Origin of the sequence: Paenibacillus sp. BIHB 4019 (assembly GCF_002741035.1) — a bacterium.
Classification (GTDB): domain Bacteria; phylum Bacillota; class Bacilli; order Paenibacillales; family Paenibacillaceae; genus Pristimantibacillus.
In genome coordinates, this window is sequence record NZ_CP016808.1 from 3467334 (window position 1) to 3483901 (window position 16568).

Annotated in this window: 21 protein-coding genes; 19 read left to right on the forward strand and 2 right to left on the reverse strand. The window is 46.5% G+C overall.

Annotation, left to right across the window (positions count from 1 at the left end; genetic code table 11):
- Position 1 precedes the first annotated feature (1 nt).
- On the forward strand, positions 2 to 481 hold the full coding sequence (locus BBD42_RS14795) for a GAF domain-containing protein (RefSeq protein ID WP_099518764.1): 480 nt from the start codon (positions 2 to 4) through the stop codon (positions 479 to 481).
- Positions 482 to 564: 83 nt separating this feature from the next.
- Here BBD42_RS14795 and BBD42_RS14800 read toward each other — a convergent pair whose 3' ends face one another.
- Together BBD42_RS14800 and BBD42_RS14805 are read right to left on the reverse strand one after the other, a co-directional pair.
- Complete coding sequence (locus tag BBD42_RS14800) at positions 565 to 975, reverse strand: ImmA/IrrE family metallo-endopeptidase (RefSeq protein ID WP_056043730.1); 411 nt, start codon at positions 973 to 975, stop codon at positions 565 to 567.
- Between the two features lie 8 nt (positions 976 to 983).
- Positions 984 to 1412 carry a helix-turn-helix domain-containing protein gene (locus tag BBD42_RS14805; protein ID WP_099518765.1) on the reverse strand — a complete coding sequence of 143 codons (429 nt, stop codon included), beginning with the start codon at positions 1410 to 1412 and terminating at the stop codon, positions 984 to 986.
- Between the two features lie 303 nt (positions 1413 to 1715).
- Here BBD42_RS14805 and BBD42_RS14810 point away from each other — a divergent pair, with 303 nt between their 5' ends.
- The 18 genes from BBD42_RS14810 (at position 1716) to BBD42_RS14890 (ending at position 16513) form a co-directional block, all read left to right on the forward strand.
- The gene (locus BBD42_RS14810; RefSeq protein ID WP_237163481.1) at positions 1716 to 2330 is read left to right on the forward strand and encodes an ECF-type sigma factor family protein; all 615 of its coding nucleotides are present in this window, start codon (positions 1716 to 1718) and stop codon (positions 2328 to 2330) included.
- Between the two features lie 273 nt (positions 2331 to 2603).
- Positions 2604 to 2792, forward strand: a complete 189-nt coding sequence (locus tag BBD42_RS14815) for a hypothetical protein (RefSeq protein ID WP_099518766.1) — start codon at positions 2604 to 2606, stop codon at positions 2790 to 2792.
- Positions 2793 to 2795: 3 nt separating this feature from the next.
- Positions 2796 to 4112: a phage tail sheath family protein gene (locus tag BBD42_RS14820; RefSeq protein WP_099518767.1), complete on the forward strand. Its 1317-nt coding sequence runs from the start codon at positions 2796 to 2798 to the stop codon at positions 4110 to 4112.
- Position 4113: 1 nt separating this feature from the next.
- Positions 4114 to 4578 carry a phage tail tube protein gene (locus BBD42_RS14825; RefSeq protein WP_046229141.1) on the forward strand — a complete coding sequence of 155 codons (465 nt, stop codon included), beginning with the start codon at positions 4114 to 4116 and terminating at the stop codon, positions 4576 to 4578.
- A 43-nt stretch (positions 4579 to 4621) separates the two neighbouring features.
- Positions 4622 to 5044: a phage tail assembly chaperone gene (locus BBD42_RS14830; RefSeq protein ID WP_056043746.1), complete on the forward strand. Its 423-nt coding sequence runs from the start codon at positions 4622 to 4624 to the stop codon at positions 5042 to 5044.
- Between the two features lie 236 nt (positions 5045 to 5280).
- Positions 5281 to 7761 carry a phage tail family protein gene (locus BBD42_RS14835; protein ID WP_099518768.1) on the forward strand — a complete coding sequence of 827 codons (2481 nt, stop codon included), beginning with the start codon at positions 5281 to 5283 and terminating at the stop codon, positions 7759 to 7761.
- On the forward strand, positions 7761 to 8444 hold the full coding sequence (locus tag BBD42_RS14840; RefSeq protein WP_099518769.1) for a LysM peptidoglycan-binding domain-containing protein: 684 nt from the start codon (positions 7761 to 7763) through the stop codon (positions 8442 to 8444). Before BBD42_RS14835 ends, BBD42_RS14840 begins: the two co-directional genes overlap by 1 nt.
- Positions 8445 to 8448: 4 nt before the next feature.
- Positions 8449 to 9417: an XkdQ/YqbQ family protein gene (locus BBD42_RS14845; RefSeq protein ID WP_099518770.1), complete on the forward strand. Its 969-nt coding sequence runs from the start codon at positions 8449 to 8451 to the stop codon at positions 9415 to 9417.
- Complete coding sequence (locus tag BBD42_RS14850) at positions 9417 to 9689, forward strand: DUF2577 domain-containing protein (protein WP_197091339.1); 273 nt, start codon at positions 9417 to 9419, stop codon at positions 9687 to 9689. Before BBD42_RS14845 ends, BBD42_RS14850 begins: the two co-directional genes overlap by 1 nt.
- Positions 9686 to 10087 carry a DUF2634 domain-containing protein gene (locus BBD42_RS14855; RefSeq protein WP_099518771.1) on the forward strand — a complete coding sequence of 134 codons (402 nt, stop codon included), beginning with the start codon at positions 9686 to 9688 and terminating at the stop codon, positions 10085 to 10087. The genes BBD42_RS14850 and BBD42_RS14855 overlap by 4 nt, the downstream gene beginning before the upstream one ends.
- Positions 10080 to 11159: a baseplate J/gp47 family protein gene (locus tag BBD42_RS14860; RefSeq protein WP_099518772.1), complete on the forward strand. Its 1080-nt coding sequence runs from the start codon at positions 10080 to 10082 to the stop codon at positions 11157 to 11159. Before BBD42_RS14855 ends, BBD42_RS14860 begins: the two co-directional genes overlap by 8 nt.
- Complete coding sequence (locus BBD42_RS14865) at positions 11152 to 11736, forward strand: putative phage tail protein (RefSeq protein ID WP_099518773.1); 585 nt, start codon at positions 11152 to 11154, stop codon at positions 11734 to 11736. Before BBD42_RS14860 ends, BBD42_RS14865 begins: the two co-directional genes overlap by 8 nt.
- Entirely contained in the window at positions 11733 to 12014 is a 282-nt protein-coding gene (locus BBD42_RS14870; RefSeq protein WP_099518774.1) for a ketopantoate hydroxymethyltransferase, read from the forward strand. The genes BBD42_RS14865 and BBD42_RS14870 overlap by 4 nt, the downstream gene beginning before the upstream one ends.
- Positions 12015 to 12021: 7 nt before the next feature.
- Complete coding sequence (locus BBD42_RS14875; RefSeq protein ID WP_099518775.1) at positions 12022 to 14745, forward strand: pyocin knob domain-containing protein; 2724 nt, start codon at positions 12022 to 12024, stop codon at positions 14743 to 14745.
- A 12-nt stretch (positions 14746 to 14757) separates the two neighbouring features.
- On the forward strand, positions 14758 to 15096 hold the full coding sequence (locus BBD42_RS14880) for a hypothetical protein (protein ID WP_099518776.1): 339 nt from the start codon (positions 14758 to 14760) through the stop codon (positions 15094 to 15096).
- 6 nt (positions 15097 to 15102) lie between these two features.
- Positions 15103 to 15219 (forward strand): CD1375 family protein, encoded by a 117-nt coding sequence (locus BBD42_RS32515; RefSeq protein WP_252120219.1) that lies wholly within the window; start codon positions 15103 to 15105, stop codon positions 15217 to 15219.
- Between the two features lie 95 nt (positions 15220 to 15314).
- Entirely contained in the window at positions 15315 to 15842 is a 528-nt protein-coding gene (locus BBD42_RS14885; protein ID WP_099518777.1) for a phage holin family protein, read from the forward strand.
- Positions 15842 to 16513 carry a M15 family metallopeptidase gene (locus BBD42_RS14890; protein WP_099518778.1) on the forward strand — a complete coding sequence of 224 codons (672 nt, stop codon included), beginning with the start codon at positions 15842 to 15844 and terminating at the stop codon, positions 16511 to 16513. The genes BBD42_RS14885 and BBD42_RS14890 overlap by 1 nt, the downstream gene beginning before the upstream one ends.
- Positions 16514 to 16568 lie beyond the last annotated feature (55 nt).

A 16568-nucleotide genomic window follows, 5' to 3' on the forward strand; every position in this document is an offset into this window, starting at 1 on the left:
GATGTTTGCAGAACAACTTTATACAGGAACGAAGGAAGAGAACGAACGCCTGCTGCTGAAGCAATTGGAGGGGCTTATCGAAGATGAGCCCAGCCAGCTCGCTAATTTGGCCAATGCTTCGGCGCTGCTCCAGCAATTTTTGAGCGATATTAATTGGGTCGGCTTTTATTTGCTGGAAGGGGAGGAGCTTGTGCTCGGACCTTTCCAAGGCAAGCCGGCATGTACGCGCATCAAAGTGGGCAGAGGCGTCTGTGGGACGGCGGTTAGCCGCGGCGAGGCGATATTGGTAGCGGATGTGCATCAATTTCCCGGCCATATTGCCTGCGACAGCGCATCGAATTCCGAGCTGGTCATTCCATTGAAGCGGGATGGAGCGGTTATTGGCGTTCTCGACATTGACAGTCCGCAGTTCTCGCGGTTTGATGAGTCGGATTTGGCGACTTTAACGGCATTCGTGAATATTTTGGAGAAGTATTTATAAAATGATTGCAGCATAAAGGGCTCCAGGCCGCCGATTGGCGTTCTGGAGCTCTTTGTTGTTCAACCTCTAATGGAAGGCCGCAGCTAAAAATAAAACTTATCCATTTCCTTCGGCACGCCGTTGCGCTGCAGCAGCTCGCCAATGGATTCCGAGCGGCCAATCGTGTCGCCGGAGGTCAGCAGGCGGACGGCGAATTTATTCGCTTGGCGCTCATATTTTCCAACATTGATAAAGGACTGCTCGTCCAACCAAAAACGGCTGAAGCCGGGATGCAGGCGGTCATGTCCCAGCTCATGCGCGCAAACAAAACGCTGCCAGTCATCCGGCAGACGCTCGTGTATGACGATAAACCGACGGCGCAGCTTCTTATAATAAAAGCCTCGCGTTTCATTCCCCAGATCCGCATAACGAATATGGATACCCAAACCGTTTGCGATTACAAAAGGATCTCTTGTCTGGAATTTTCGTACAAGGCGCAGTATTAGTTTGTCCATGGCAGCACCTACCCTTCGGCATGATCTGTTGTTTTGTCCGTTATATCTGGTTTGGGGGCACGTTTGTTCATTTGCTTAGCTTCCCAGAATAGTCCGGTCAGCACGTCCATGACACGCTGGCGGTCGCCTTGGCTCATCGGAACGCCGTCAAACATGACTTCTCCGTCTTCCTCCAGCATTTTTTTGAAATCGCGTTTGTCTTTAGCAGTTGCCCAGTCTGGCACATGCTCTGCAAACGCATCGCGGCGTCCGAGCAAATAGTCGGCAGTCGTATGCAAAATGTCTGCAATTTTCTGCAAATCCTCACTGGTCGGGACGACACGATCATTCTCGATATGCCCAAAATTTGAGCGTCCCATGCCAAGCTGTTCGGCAATTTCCTGCTGGGTTAATCCTCGTTGTGTGCGCAATTGCTTGATCCTTGCTCCCATCGCCATGGTAATACCCTCCGTCTCTTGAAAAGGTATTTATAATACTTGACGGTATTATAAATATCAATTATAATAAGATTCACAGTCGTTACAGCGGCTATGAACTGATTCCGCAAATGCTACTGAAACTAGCAAGTGAACCGTTTGAAAGCGAGTATAGAAGCCAATTAAGCGGCAAAAACGTATTTTTAATACTATATTTATATTTTACCTTTTAACGATGGTATTGTCAATATCGTAGGTCTGCTATTATTTTTTTGAAATATAGGGTAATAAAAATACTTAATTAAATAGAAAGAGGGTATTTTAATGGACGTAGAAAAAATGACAATTGAGCAATTAAAGTCGTACAAGCGTCTCGTCGCCAGGAAAAAACTAATTGAGAGGCAAAAGGTTGGAAGCGGTCTGACGGTGAGCACGGTATATGAGGATGACAAGCTTCAGGAGCTTCATCGCCAGCTGCGCGGGCTTCCTTCCTATATGTATTTGGACAAGCAGGAGCAGCAATTAGAGAAGCTGGCACATACGCATTTGACGAGGTACCCCGCTGGAACGAAAGCGCAGCTTAGGGAAGTAAAGCAAATCCAGCCGGGTAATGCCGATGAAGAGCAGCTTGTACAGGAGCTTAGCCGCAAAATCGCTAAAGTTATTGAAGCAAGGGCAGGTGCAGCGCCGGAAGGTTATGAGGGTGTCATTGAACGTCTAAGCGAGCTGCAGGATTTGGAGCGCCAGCTGCAAACGATCGATGAGTCGCTGGAAGCGCTGGAAGCTTGTTTCCCTGAATATGCGACTCTGCTGAGGCTCCGTTATATTGAAGGAAAGCCAGCCGACTTCGTCGCATCGGAGCTTGGAATCGTCGATCGTACCTTCCGCAGATGGCGTCAAAAAGCGGTTTCCGAGATTGTCCGGTTTATGTCCGTATAGTGTCCGCTGAGTGTCCGAAATGACCTTCAAAACCGTGTTATTATGATATTGTCACCAAATGAGCAACGGCAACAAGCGATGCTTGCAAGGTATTTTAAATCCTGTTTTCATAATTATAAGTAATTTAAATATCACAACATGAAAGGGGGTGAGGACATGTAGCGCCAGACGAAGGAAGCTTTACAGCAGCAGCAGCGTCAAGGCCGGTAATCGCCGAGTGAGGCGGGAACAGAGCCGCAAGGCTAGCTTGGAGGAAACAGGAGGGAAGCAGCGGTGAACGATCAGGAAAATCGGCAAAGCACGATGGAAGCAAAGCATAGCAAGCAGAAGCTGCTGGCAGCAGCGCGCTATTCCGCAGGCGAGAAGGATGTGCTGAATGTCATTTTGGACGAGCACAGCACTTACTCCCATGAGCAGGTCAAACAGCATTTACAAGCATATTCACAAAAGGAGGTCATGTAGATCATGGCAGGAGGAACTTGGACAACGCAAACGAAAGCAAGACCAGGGGTATACATTAATTTCGCGGCTGAGCCGCAATCGGCAGCAAACGTAGGGGAACGCGGCATCGTATCAACGGCGCTGACGCTGAACTGGGGTGCGCCGCAAACGATGATTTCTATTAAAGCAGGCGACGATCTGCGCAGCGTGCTCGGTTATGATGTAACCGCACCGGAAATGCTGCTCGTTCGTGAGGCTTTGAAACGGGCACAAACTTTGCTGCTCTACCGCTTGAATGCAGGAACGAAAGCGACTGCAACGATTGGCAGTTTGGTTGCAACGGCTAAATTTGGCGGTACACGCGGCAATGCGATTACCGTATCGGTTCAGAGCAATGTGGATGATGAAGATCAATTCGACGTTGTCACTTATTTGGCGGGTGAAGAAGTGGATTCGCAGACAGTTGCTGCGATTGCTGGCCTTGAATCCAATCGCTTCGTCGATTTCAGCGGTACTGGCGCGCTTGTAGCGACAGCTGGTACGGTGCTTGCTGGCGGTGCGAATGGCACGGTGACGAATCAAAATCATCTGGATTATTTGGCGGCTGTTGAGCTGCAAGAATTTAATGCGGTGGCGCTTGTATCTGGCGACAGCTCGCTGAAGTCGGTTTATGCGGCTTTTGCCCGCAGACTGCGCGAAAATGATGGCAAGAAAATTCAGGTCGTGCTGGCCAATGCTGCACTATCGGATTACGAAGGTATCATTAGCGTGAAAAATGGCGTCAAGCTTGAAGACGGCACAGCTGTGAATGCCGAGCAAGCAACCGTATGGGTGGCAGCTGCTACTTCCGGCGCAAGCATGAGCCAGTCGCTTACTTACAGCGTCTATGAAGGTGCGGTGGATGCTGACGTTCGTTATTCGAATTCGCAAATCGAGCAGGCTTTGCGTTCAGGCGAATTTTTGTTCACGCCGAATGGCGGCCGCGTCATCGTTGAGCAGGATATTAACTCTCTGGTTACTTATGTGCCAGGCAAAAATCCTTCTTTTGCGAAAAACCGCGTTATCCGCGTGCTGGACGGCATTGCGACCGACATGAAAAAACTGTTCGAGACGCAATACATTGGCAAAATCGATAACAACCCGGATGGCCGCAGCCTATTCCGCAGCGAATGCGTGAAATATTTGACGCTGCTTCAGGATGGCAATGCGATTCAAAACTTTAATTCCCAAACGGACCTGACGGTTGAAGCGGGCGAGGCTTCTGACAGCATCGTCATCAACGTTTACATTCAGCCGGTTGACAGCATTGAAAAAGTATATATGAAAGTGACGGTGAAGTAATATGGCATTTTTGCATGCAGGAGATACGATTTCGGGGCAAGAGGGACGCGCTTATGCGAAAATCAACGGCCAAAACGAGGAAATGTTCTATATTAAAACGCTTGAAGCAAGCGTGGAGAAGACGAAAGCGGAAATTAAGACGCTGGGTCATCGCGCATTGCAGCATAAAGCGACGGGCTGGTCGGGTACCGGCAGCATGACGGTGTATTATGTGACGTCGAAATTCCGCCAAATGATGCTCGATTACGTGAAAACGGGCATTGATACGAACTTTGATGTCCACATCATCAACGAAGATCCGACTTCGACAATCGGCCGCCAAGAGGTTGTGCTGTACAACGTCAACCTGAACAAGGTCATCATCGGCAAGCTCGACACGGAGAGCGAAGCGCTTGAAGAAGAGCTGGAGTTCACCTTCGACGGCGTCGATATTGCCGAAAGCTTCAAAGCGCCAGCACGCGTATAAAACAGCTTTATCTTAAAATAAACCCAATCCATGGAGGTAGCAAATGAGTGACTTAAGCTTGTTTTTTGCGCAAAATACAGCTGCGGAGGCGACGGAGAAATTCGTCGTGTCCGAGCGATTCAAGGATGCAGACGGCAATCCGGTAGCCTGGGAGCTGCGCAGCATGACGGAGGCGGAGAATGAAGAATGCCGCAAATCCGCGACCCGCAAAGTGAAAGGCAAAAATGGCACCTTCGTGCCGGAGACGAATACGGATGAATATTTGGCCAAGCTGGTCGTCAGCAGCATTCAATATCCGAGCTTGAAGGATGCCGAGCTGCAAAAATCGTACGGTACGATGGGCGCTGAGCATCTGCTCCGCAAAATGCTGCGTCCGGGCGAATATGCTTCGCTCGTGCAGCGCGTCCAGGAAATCAACGGCTTCAATCAAAGCCTGAATGAGCTGGCCGATGAAGTAAAAAACTAATTAAAGAGGGCGACGGAGAAGCGAATTACGCTTACTACGCCCTCCATGAGCTTCGCATTTTGCCCCATGAGCTATTGAGTATGTCGCGCCGCGAGCGGGCGGCGATCTACGCCATGATCGATGTCCGCATCGACAGCGAGAAAAAACAGCGGGCCAAGATGAAGAAGAAATAATGAAAGCAACGGGACGGCGCTTCTCTATTAGAGGGCGCTTTTGTTCTGTAAGGAGGTGGAAGGATGGCGGGTACGATAAATTTGGATGCGAGCGCCGCCGCTGGCGCAGTTAAGATGCTAGATCAATTGAAAAACACCCTGTTGTTTATGGCGCAAACCAGCGCTGCCTCGACCCAGCAAATGATGGCTGCAACCTCGGAATTTAATAAGCTGAACAAGACGATGAACGAGATGAGCCGTGTAGTTTCAACACTTGGTAAAACGCTAAGCAGTTTCAATGCGACTGCTGCCAAGAGCAGCGGTTCAGGTATGTCGGGGCTGGGTGGCATGCTAAAGGGAGTAAGCGGACCAAAATTGTCTTTGGATGGATTATTACTAGCACCACTAAGAGATGCTGGTAATGCTTTAAATTTGAAATTGCAGAATATGGGCCAAATAGTACAAAAGGGTGCTGAAAAGCTATTCGAAATACCCAAAGTGGCTGGGGCGATTTCGAAAATGAAAGACGTTGGCCAAGCATTAACATGGGAGTTTGAGAGTAAGTTTGTTTTGCCATTAAAATATATTGGTAGTAAATTGCAAGGGCCATTGGATAAAATGTTCATTAAGCCATTGGAAAATGCTAGAAATACATTGCAAGAACCCATAAATAAAATGTTTATTAATCCATTGGGAAAACTTGGTAAAGTTTTGAAAATACCGCTGCAGGATCTGATTGTTACGCCACTTAATGAGATTAAAGCTGCAACTAAAATACCGGTTGATGATTCATTTCTTGCACCTTTTAGATCAATTAAAACGGAGCTTTTGAAATTAGCCTCTGAGCTAGCAGCAATATCCCTTAAAGGAGCCTTAAACGAACGCACTCAAAAGGACATGTTAATTGCACGTACTGGGAGTACGGAAAAAGGCACAGCCATTTTCGAGGCGGTAAGGGAACAGTCGATTTCAGCAGGGATTGACCCTAGTGAAGCGATTAAAAATACGATGAATTTGCTTCCAATGGCAGAGAACATGGAGCAATTTACGAAGATGACTTCTATGGCTATGCAGCTTGCTGCATTCGATACAAATGGAGGTGGTACTGCTAGGTCAAGTGAGGCCATAAAATCTGCGATGAATGGCGATACAACGTTATTAATGAGACAATACGGTATTTCTTCTGAAGCAGCACAGGGCTTCGATCCGCAAGAATACATTAACAATGGTGATATGGACGGTTTTTTGACCAGCCTTAATCAAGTTTTTGAAAATGCAAATCTTGGAAAAGCTGAATTGGATATTGTGTACAGTAGTCCACAAAGTCAATTGGACACCATTGTAAATAGTTTAAAAACCTCTTTGGCTGGAGCAGGAATGGGGGCATTAGATGTCCTTACCCCATTAATTGGAAGAATTATGGAAGCTTTTAATAGCGGACAGCTTCAAGGTTTTTTTGACATACTCGGAGCCGGGTTAAGCTTTGCAGCTGAACTATTTGTCATGCTGGGGGATGCGGCTTTATGGGTAGTAACAAATATAATAACTTACTGGCCGGCAATTGCTGCTATGTTACTAACAGCGGCAGTCTTTTTGCTTCCTACTATGATCCTAGGGTTATATAATATGCTGCTTCCTCTTTATATGCAGATAGCCGGATGGTTAATGTTGAATTTACCGATTCTAGCCGTTATTTTAGTAGTAGGATTATTAGTAGCCGCGGTTATTGCCTTTGGAGGGACAGTCGGAGATATAGTTGGATTTGTGGTAGGTACCTTTTATGCAATGTTAGCGAATATTAATAATATTATAGCACTTTTTTGGAACGCTATTGTTACTTACGTTGAGTTCATAGCTAATCTTTTCATCGATCCGTTTTATGCTTTTAAAAATTTGGTCTACAATATTCTCAAGGGAGTAATGGGGTATTTCGGTACGGTCATTAATGGTTTTATAGATGGTATTAACTGGGTCTTGGAAAAGATCAATAGTTTAACCGGGACAGAATTGAAAATAATATCAAAGTTTGATAATGATTCTCTTGAAAAATTCAAGCCAACGTCTGATAAAGATGTTAAGGATTTTTCTAACAATAGAATGAAAAATATGGATTTAGGAGATTCGTTTAAAACAGGCTTTGATGTAGGATCAAATATGACTAAAAGCATGACTGATAAGTTGGGTGATTTTAGCACTGATCTAGGTGGAGGCTTTACGCAGCCTAAAACTGTTGAAACGCCAGGTGGCACAGATATTCCGGGTGGAAACAACGGAGCAGGAGCAGCCGGCATGGGAGCTGGCATGACACCTGACATTGCCAATGTAAACAAAGTTGATGAAGTAGGCAAGGTCAATGACACCGTCGACATTGCCAGCGAGGATCTCAAGACGATGCGTGAGCTTGCGGAGATGAAAAATATTCAGAACTTTGTATCGCTCCAGCCGACCGTGAGCGTACAAACCGGCGATATTAACAATGGCACCGATATCGACACCATCATTGGCCGAATCGAGCGCTCCTTGAATGAGCAAATCGCTTCGTCGGCGGAAGGGGTGTATGCTTAATGATTACGAACAAGCATCATGAGTACGGCATCTGGCTCAGCTACAACAATCAGGAAATTGGCTTCCAGCTGCCGGTTAATCCAGCTGAGCTGCAAATTAGCGACGCAACTAGCGGCAAGTCTTACGATGTATCCGGTCTTGGTGAAATTAATGTGATTCAAAGTCCAAAGCTGACGGAGATTTCCTTCGACAGCTTTTTTCCTGCGCCTGGGGCGAATTATTCGTTTATCGCTAGCGAGACGCTGCTCGAGCCTTACGTATATTTGACGCTGATCCAAGACTGGATGAAAAAGAAACGTCCGATCCGCTTTATTTTCACAGGTGCCTCCTTCGATTTGAATCTTGCCGTCAGTATTGAGAAATTTGAATGGCGGGAAGCGGCGGGCTCGGGCGATATTGAGTACAGCCTGGGGCTAAAAAAGTATGTGTTTTATAAAGCAAGACCCGTCGAAATTAAAAAAGGCCATGAAAAATCTTTTCATGAAGAACGCGATACAAAAGGGCGCCAGACGAAGGAAACCCCAAAAACCTACACGCTCGTAAGTGGCGATACGCTCATTGGGGTAGCCAAAAAGCAGCTGGGTGACGAGTCGCGTTGGAAGGAAATACAGAAGCTGAATGGCATCGCCGATTCTGAGCTGCGCAAGCTGCAAATCGGTAGGGTGCTGAAGCTGCCGGGGTGATGAGATGCTGGAAATTTTGATCGATAACCGGAATGGGAAAGTGTGGAATGTGACAAATCTCGTACCTTCCCTGACGTATAAAACGAAGCGGACAGGCTCCGCATCGAGCTTGGATTTTACGCTTATTAAGGGCGCTCCTTATCAGCATCAGGCGTTTGCGGTCAACAATGGCGATGTCGTTCGGCTGTCGAAGGATGGGAAGGTCGTATTTTACGGCTATGTGTTTGAATACAATTTCGGCAGGGACGAGAGTGTCACAATCAAGGCGTATGACCAGCTGCGTTATTTGCTGATGAGCGATACGTATGTGTTCAGCAACAAAACCGCCACCCAAATGATTAAGCAAATTGCTGAGGATACGGGCTTGAAAATAGGAACGCTGGCGGAGACGGAGTATGTCATTCCTTCTATGGTAGAGGACAACAAAAAGCTGCTGGATATTATGTGCAAAGCGCTCGACTATACGCTAATCAATGATAAGGGCAATTTTGTATTATTCGATGAGGCGGGTGCTTTGTCTCTACGCAATATTGAGGACATGAAGACAGATTCTATCATTGGCGATTGGAGCTTGATGACGGATTTCGGCTATAAAAACTCAATCGACAGTGAATCGTACAATAAGATCAAAGTGGTGCAAAACAATAAAGAAACCGGGAAGCGCGACGTCTACATTGGGCAGGACAGTGCGAATATTGCCAAATGGGGCCTGCTGCAATTTTATCAGGTAGCCGACGAGCAAATGAACAGCGCGCAAATCAATGAATTGCTGGACCAGCTGCTGAAGCTGAAAAATCGGGAGCAGCGCAGCCTCAGCATTGAAGCCATTGGCGATTTGCGCGTGCGTGCAGGCTCCTATGTTCCCATTGTCATAGAGGAACTGGATATTGGACAGTATTTCCTGGTCGATGAATGCTCCCACAAGCTTGAAGCGGACGCGCATACGATGACTTTAGAATTGAAGGTGATATGATGGCACTGCTTGATGCAATTAAAAAAGCGGGCGCTGCCGCCCATGCGTCGGGCAACCCCGTCGCTGTGTTAATCGGCCGGGTAACCGGCACGAATCCTCTGGAAGTGAACGTTGACCAACGTTTCACGCTTTCGGAGGATTTTTTAATTATTCCCGAAGGCGTGAGCGATGTGCAGCGGATTCGCCGCGCTTTGGAGCCGGGTGATATTGTGCTGCTGCTGCGGGTTCAGGGCGGACAACAGTTCGTCGTGCTGGATCGGGTGAGCGCATGATTCCACAAGGTGCAATTATCGACGAGCTGCAGACCGAAGCGGCGATTGAGCCTAGCCGCACGTATTATATCGATTTTGCCAATAAGCGCATGTCCGGCATGACGGATGGCCTCAGTGCGATTAAGCAGGCTGTGTTCAAAATTTTGCAAACGGAGCGTTATCGCTATTTTATCTATAGCTTTGATTATGGCTCCGAGCTGGATTTATTGAATGAATCCTCCCATCTCTATGTACGATCTGAACTCAAGCGCCGCGTAACTGAAGCGCTGCTGGCGGATGATCGAATAGCAGATGTGACGGATTTTGAACTGACGGTTGAGGGGGACAAGGCAGCGGTAAGTTTTACGGTAGTAACCGATGAAGGCAGTTTTAAAGAGGAGGTGATGGCCCGTGTATGAGGCATTTACGTACAGCTTTATTTTACAGCGCATGCTGGACCGGGTTTCAGAGGATGTAGATAAGCGGGAGGGCAGCGTTATATTTGACGCTTTAGCGCCAGCGGCTGCCGAGCTGTCAGAGATGTATGCGCAGCTTGATGTGAATCAGGCGCTTTTGTTCGCGGATACGGCAACTGGAGAGTGGCTGGAACGCCGGACAGCCGAGTTTGGTGTGGAAAGGCAGCCTGCGACTTTTGCCCAGCGGCAAGGGGAGTTTTTTGGCAGCAATGGGCAGCTTGTAGATGTTCCTTTGAAGAGCCGGTTTGCCCTTGATGATTTGAGGTATACGGTGACGGGGAAAAACGGAACGGGACTTTTCACGTTGACCTGTGAGACAGCGGGTATCGTTGGCAATCAGAAATATGGAGCGCTGCTGCCGCTTGCTTATGTTGACGGGCTCGCGCGTGCCGAGCTTGCGCAAATTTTGGTGCCTGGCGAAGAAGCGGAAACGGATGAGGCTTTGCGAGCAAGGTATTACAGCGTCGTGAACGAGCCAGCGTTTGGCGGCAATATTGCCGATTACAAGCAAATGATCAGCTCAATTGATGGCGTTGGCGGGGCGAAAATTTTTCCGGTGTGGAATGGCGGCGGCACCGTCAAATGCACAATTATCGCTGCAAATTGGACAAAGCCAGCGGAACAACTCGTTGCGCTTGTTCAGACTGCCGTCGATCCAACGATCAACAGCGGACTTGGGCTCGGTATGGCGCCAATCGGACATGAGGTAACGGTAACGGGCGTCGACGTGGCGCAGGTGGCCGTGGAAACAACGGTTATGCTTGCGGCAGGTCGGACGATAGGACAAGTTCAAAGCGATATTGAGGATAAAATTTCCGCTTATTTGCTAGAGCTGCGTCAAGAGTGGATGAATCAGCAGGAGCTTACCGTTCGCATTGCTCAAATCGAGGCTCGTATTTTGACCGTTTCGGGAGTGGTGGATGTACTTGGCACAAAGCTAAACGGAGCTGCCGCCAATTTAGCTTTGGCTGAGGATGAAATCCCGTTATTGGGGGCGGTGGTTGTAAATGACTAAGCTGGTTTCATCCTATTGGCCGGAGATGTATGCAGACATTAAAGAATTCATCAAGCTCGCCGCCACGGAAGATGTGGAACTAGCTCTGCTGGAACAGGCGGAGCTACAGCAGTTGGCTGATGGGTTTGTAATGACCGCGAGCCTGCCTGCTATTAAACGCCGGGAGCGCATGCTGGGCATTCAAGCCGATCCGAATGCGGAAAGCATTGATTTTCGCCGGAGACGAATCGTCAATCGTTATTCGACCAAGCCTCCTTTTACGATGAGATATTTGCAGGAGCGGCTGGATTTTCTTGTTGGTGCTGGACGAGGCATCGCTGCTGTTGATGTGCAAAACTTCATATTGACGGTAACAGCTGCGATTGATGACGCTAATATTTTTAAAGAGGTCGAGCGTACGGTTTCGGCTATTAAGCCTGCCAATATCGTCTATCGTCAGCAGACAGCGATTATGGATGGCGTTGTTTTGAAAGAAAGGATTGCAGGTGTTCCGCTCGTGCGGAACACTAGACTCGGCAGCTGGAAGCTCGGAGTTACGCCATTTACAGATAGGGAAGCAGAGGTGGTTGTGAAGTGATTACGTCTACGTTTAAGCAGGAGGTTGCGGAGTTTATTGATTCAAAAATTACGAAGGTTGTACTCAATAACGGGGCTTATGAGATTACGGATTTTATTATGAAGTCGGTTAGCGATAACACGCTTAACCTGAATTATTTGATTCCGCAAGGCACGGTCGATACCGTCACTCGCATTGAACTGAAAAATGCAGCCGGAACCGTCAGCGACAACATCGTAAACCTACCGATTGCATCAGACACGCTTATGATTCAAACGATTTTTGTGAAGGAGGAGTAACATACACATGGCTAAAACAGATTGGAAATTTAATGATATGGTGACCGAGACGGATATGAATGAGCTGGGTCAGGAAGTGAACGAACAGGCCGCGGCTATCGGAGATATGCCCACAGTGCCGACGGAGGCGAAGGATGCAGCTGGGGCGATTGGGGAATTACATGGGGAACTTGATGAAATGAAAAGTGATTCAAGGATTACAGTACCTATTAAAACAGGGGCACAAACAATTCAAGGCGGGAATGTCCCTGCGCTTGTTTTCCCGAAGATAGAAGGACGTACGCTCATTAATATGCTTGGAGATTTAGGAAATCTTGAGGAGCTTAGCAAGGTGATTTTTTACCAATCTACTGGTGTACTAGATTCTATAAATAAAACGGTAGGCAATTATGGTGTCAAGGCAACTATTTTAAATGGATTTACTCTAGGTGTTGTAGCAGCTTCAGCATCAATTTCTTATAAGGCAAATAGGTACTATATTCTATTGGCCGATGTGAAAAATAGTAATTGTGAGGAAGTTTTTATCCAGACTGCAAGTTCCGCAACTACAAAACTAATTACAACGGCTGATTCGTCAAAGTTTAGCACAGTTGCTACTAAATTCTCTCCAACAACAGATATTATTGGATCAGCAGAAGTTGTTTTAAAGGGAGTTGCTGGGCAAGTTGCTTATGTAGATGCATTAAGGGTTTATGAAATTACTGCCACTGAATATTATGAGCTAGACACTATGAATGGTGGAGAACTTGGTGAAAAGTATCCGTATTTGGGAAAGGGCATTTATGGTGTTGGAAACCCTGTTATTACTAGCATTCAAAATAATCTGTTGCCTGATTTTAACGATTGGAGATTTAATGCAGGAGCAACTGCTGGAGCGGGAATTTCCCTTCTTGGTCCTAACTCCATAATTTTGGATGCTACTGAATCGCCAGCCGGCGCTGAGGTGGTTGTACAATTAGACAGAGTTTTATTAGAGCCTAACACTTCATACGTGCTCAATAATACTTCTACTAGTGGTTACATGAGGGTGAGGTTTGATTATAAAGACGGTACAGCCAATTCACGTATAGTTATCCCGCCTAATACTAGTAGAACTTTTATAACAACAATAAATACGATAGCGATGGCGGTTCTATTAACAAATATTTCTGGATATACAGACGAAAATAATATGGCAACCTATTCTTATTCAAAAACAAGTCATACCTACACGGATGTTTCCTTAATCAAGGGGGCTCATAGCCAGTCCGTTAAACGGCAACGGCAATCCTCATCTACCAGTATTGTTGAGTTGTATAGTAATGGTAGCGGCTCACATAAAGATTCAGTTCAATATATAAGCGGACAACTTAAAAAAATAAAGAAACTGGAAAAAATAGTTTTAGATGGATCGCTTCCTTGGAACTATCATTCAAATGCTGCGGGATACAAAATAGTTGCCATTCAATTAATCGGTCTTCCGGCAATCAAAACCGTCCCTCAAGGATATTTAACAAAATACGATGGAAAGCCTTGCATAAATGATTTAGGCGGTGTTGCTGTATGGCCCAGTAATGATTATTGGCAAATTGGTAATTCGACGTATGATACTCTATTCATTTCTGTTGCTAGCTCAGATAGTGGATGGGGTAATTCGTATACTCCCACTATAGATGAAATTAAAGCCTATTTTAATGGTTGGAGAATGTACATTCATGGAGGAAGTCCAGCAGTTCCTTATAATGGTTCTGGAACGAAGTCATGGGTTCGCATCATTGAATGGGATAATGCAACGCCAAATAACGTACCAACAATTCCTTCAGGTGGAGTATACAAAAACTATCAATTGCTATACCAGTTGCTAAATTCTTCTGTTGAAAATATACAAACCAAGGGAGCTGTTGTTCTTGAACAAGGTGACAACACAATTACACTGTCTACCAACAATGTTCCGATATTTAAAGCTTCATTAACATATGCTGAAAATCTGCATGCGGTTATAAGTGACTTGGAGCGTGAAGTTGCTAAAAATGACTTGAAAGTAAGTAATACAAAAATAATGCCTGATGGATTTAATGTAGACGCGTTAATTGAGACAGGTAAATATTCAGTGTATAACGCAATTAACGCTCCAAGGGGGAATGGTATTTGTTATTATGACGTCATAAAACATTACGAGCTTAGTAACTATGGATCACAAGTCGCTTATTTCTATGGGTCTAATCAAATATGGACACGCAGAAAATTGAATGATATGTGGACAAAATGGGAAGAAGTAACGGGTAAACTTTCCAAAACAGGAAATGAATCCGTAACGGGTGTTAAGCAATTTCTTAACGGTCTAAGCGTTCAAGCAGCATCCGTTCCGCCCGAATTAGCGTCTCCAGGCTGCATATACGCCGATGGTGCCAATGGAATGTTGTATTACCACGATTTAAGCGGCTGGAAGCTTGTGTATCACAGTGGTTTTTCCCCCTATGTTGCTGGAGGTTATACAGGGAATGGAGCAGCAGTTCGAGATATCTCATTGCCTTTTACTCCAAGCTCCGTTTTAGTCATGGCTAATAATGGTGCCACGTTAAGCGGCACTTCAGGGTTTGGCGGGCTATCAAATACTAGTGTTCCTGTAAATATAAATTCTAATCTTATTGTTCAAAATGGGACAAATAAATTTACTATTTTCTTTAATTCTTCCAATGGACAGCAATCTAATAATAGTTCATATGTATACAACTTCATTGCATTCAGATAAGGAGGCTTCAAAATGATCGTATGGAAAGATGGTAACTACGAGACGGGCTCATGGTTGACGGCTGAATCATATGAAGGTTCAGATCATTATTTTATTGATGAAGCAACGGACGAGGGAGAAGCACTAGCTGTAAAATTGCAGCGACTTTATCCTTATTTCAAGCTAATTGTCGAAAATGGTGAATTAAAAGATGTAGAACCGAGGGAGAAAACGGCAGAAGAATTAGCGGCTTTAAATGCCCCACTCTCAAAAACTCTGGAACAAAAGCGCATTGAACAACTGGAAGTTAGCAATCTCGCACTAATGGAAGTCGTTGCTGAGCTTTATGAGAAAGTAATTGATGGGAGGTAAGCGAAAATGGCAATTGTAAATGTATATGTATCCCTAATTATTGCAGGGCGACGAACGTTTGATCAGGTTCCAGAAAGTTTGAAGGCAGCTGTTGAAACCGAGTTGGCAGTTAAAAGGCTTTAAGAGTAATAACCCATGCTCCGCTCCGGCGGAGCCTTATTTTTTGTCTCTAGCGCAACAACCGCGTGGAGACTAATACGAAAGGAGGCAACACCAAAATGTTCAAACCTATATTCAACGTCGATATTACGCCGGGCACGACAATTGCCGGAGCGATCGGCGCTTTTTTGGCGCCGTGGATTGGATTGATTTATGGGGAGGGGAGGCTGATTCCGATTTTGCTGCTAATGGTGGTCATTGGGCTGGACTGGATCACGGGCATTGCCGCTTCGCAAAAAGATACGACGTATTCCTCGGAATACGGCATGCAGGGCGTGCTGCGGACGCTGTTCCTTCTGGCCCTGCCAGTGCTGGCGAATTTGCTCGATATGATGCTGGCGATGCCGGGGCTGTTTTTCTACGCGATTACGATTGGGCTGATTTATCACACCTGGCAGTCGTTGACGGCCAATGCTTACCGCGCCGGCTGGGGCAAATGGATTCCCGAGGCTGTCGTCAAGTTGATCGAAAGCGAACTGAAAGCGAAGATGGAGCGGGCGACAAAACGCGGTGCGGACCCTACAGAACCAACAGAATCAACAAAACCAACTGAGTCAAGTGAACCAACAGAAAGGAAGGATTCCTAATGCTGACCTTATTGCAGGTGAAAAATAAATCCGTACCCAAGCTCGAAGGGCTGCTAGCCCCTGTGCGCGCCGCCGCAGAGCGCCTAATTGAACGCTGCTATGCGCGTGATATTCCCATCGTCATTACACAAGGCTTGCGTACAATTGCTGAGCAAGACAAGCTTTACGCACAAGGCCGAACGTCAGCGGGCAGCATCGTCACTAACGCAAAAGGCGGCTACAGCTATCATAATTTTGGCGTAGCAATAGATTTTGCACTGCTATCCGCAGATGGAAAGCAGGTTTACTGGGATACGAAGCGCGATGGCAATGCCAATAAAGTCGCGGACTGGGCCGAGGTAGTAGATGAAGCGAAGCGGCTTGGTTTTGCGTGGGGAGGAGACTGGACTTCATTTAAGGATTATCCCCATTTTGAAATGACGTTCGGCCTGACGACGGCACAGCTTCGGGCTGGCATTCGGCCAACAGCGGCACAGATTGCTGCTGCGATGGCCATTATAACGAAGGAGGACTCGTATACTATGAAAGCCGAAGATGCTAATGATCTTATTAAACGGTACTTGCAGCCCGCCTGGGCAGCATGCAAGCAAAAAGGCGATACAGCAGGCATGCAAGAAGCGCATCGACTTGCAAATGAGCTTCGCAAAGCAAGCGGACAAAAAGAACAATAAACCGCCTGCGGCCATCTATTTTGCCGGCTTGCAAATAGAATCTGAACAAAGAAAT

Bases quoted from the DNA above. Each gene is read 5' to 3' on its own strand.
- BBD42_RS14855 (WP_099518771.1), top strand. From the start codon at position 9,686: ATGATTCCACAAGGTGCAATTATCGACGAGCTGCAGACCGAAGCGGCG.
- BBD42_RS14865 (WP_099518773.1), top strand. From the start codon at position 11,152: ATGACTAAGCTGGTTTCATCCTATTGGCCGGAGATGTATGCAGACATT.
- BBD42_RS14830 (WP_056043746.1), top strand. From the start codon at position 4,622: ATGAGTGACTTAAGCTTGTTTTTTGCGCAAAATACAGCTGCGGAGGCG.
- BBD42_RS14890 (WP_099518778.1), top strand. From the start codon at position 15,842: ATGCTGACCTTATTGCAGGTGAAAAATAAATCCGTACCCAAGCTCGAA.
- BBD42_RS14850 (WP_197091339.1), top strand. From the start codon at position 9,417: ATGGCACTGCTTGATGCAATTAAAAAAGCGGGCGCTGCCGCCCATGCG.
- BBD42_RS32515 (WP_252120219.1), top strand. From the start codon at position 15,103: ATGGCAATTGTAAATGTATATGTATCCCTAATTATTGCAGGGCGACGA.
- BBD42_RS14840 (WP_099518769.1), top strand. From the start codon at position 7,761: ATGATTACGAACAAGCATCATGAGTACGGCATCTGGCTCAGCTACAAC.
- BBD42_RS14835 (WP_099518768.1), top strand. From the start codon at position 5,281: ATGGCGGGTACGATAAATTTGGATGCGAGCGCCGCCGCTGGCGCAGTT.
- BBD42_RS14875 (WP_099518775.1), top strand. From the start codon at position 12,022: ATGGCTAAAACAGATTGGAAATTTAATGATATGGTGACCGAGACGGAT.
- BBD42_RS14805 (WP_099518765.1), bottom strand. From the start codon at position 1,412: ATGGCGATGGGAGCAAGGATCAAGCAATTGCGCACACAACGAGGATTA.
- BBD42_RS14820 (WP_099518767.1), top strand. From the start codon at position 2,796: ATGGCAGGAGGAACTTGGACAACGCAAACGAAAGCAAGACCAGGGGTA.
- BBD42_RS14825 (WP_046229141.1), top strand. From the start codon at position 4,114: ATGGCATTTTTGCATGCAGGAGATACGATTTCGGGGCAAGAGGGACGC.
- BBD42_RS14800 (WP_056043730.1), bottom strand. From the start codon at position 975: ATGGACAAACTAATACTGCGCCTTGTACGAAAATTCCAGACAAGAGAT.
- BBD42_RS14885 (WP_099518777.1), top strand. From the start codon at position 15,315: ATGTTCAAACCTATATTCAACGTCGATATTACGCCGGGCACGACAATT.
- BBD42_RS14845 (WP_099518770.1), top strand. From the start codon at position 8,449: ATGCTGGAAATTTTGATCGATAACCGGAATGGGAAAGTGTGGAATGTG.
- BBD42_RS14795 (WP_099518764.1), top strand. From the start codon at position 2: ATGTTTGCAGAACAACTTTATACAGGAACGAAGGAAGAGAACGAACGC.
- BBD42_RS14810 (WP_237163481.1), top strand. From the start codon at position 1,716: ATGGACGTAGAAAAAATGACAATTGAGCAATTAAAGTCGTACAAGCGT.
- BBD42_RS14880 (WP_099518776.1), top strand. From the start codon at position 14,758: ATGATCGTATGGAAAGATGGTAACTACGAGACGGGCTCATGGTTGACG.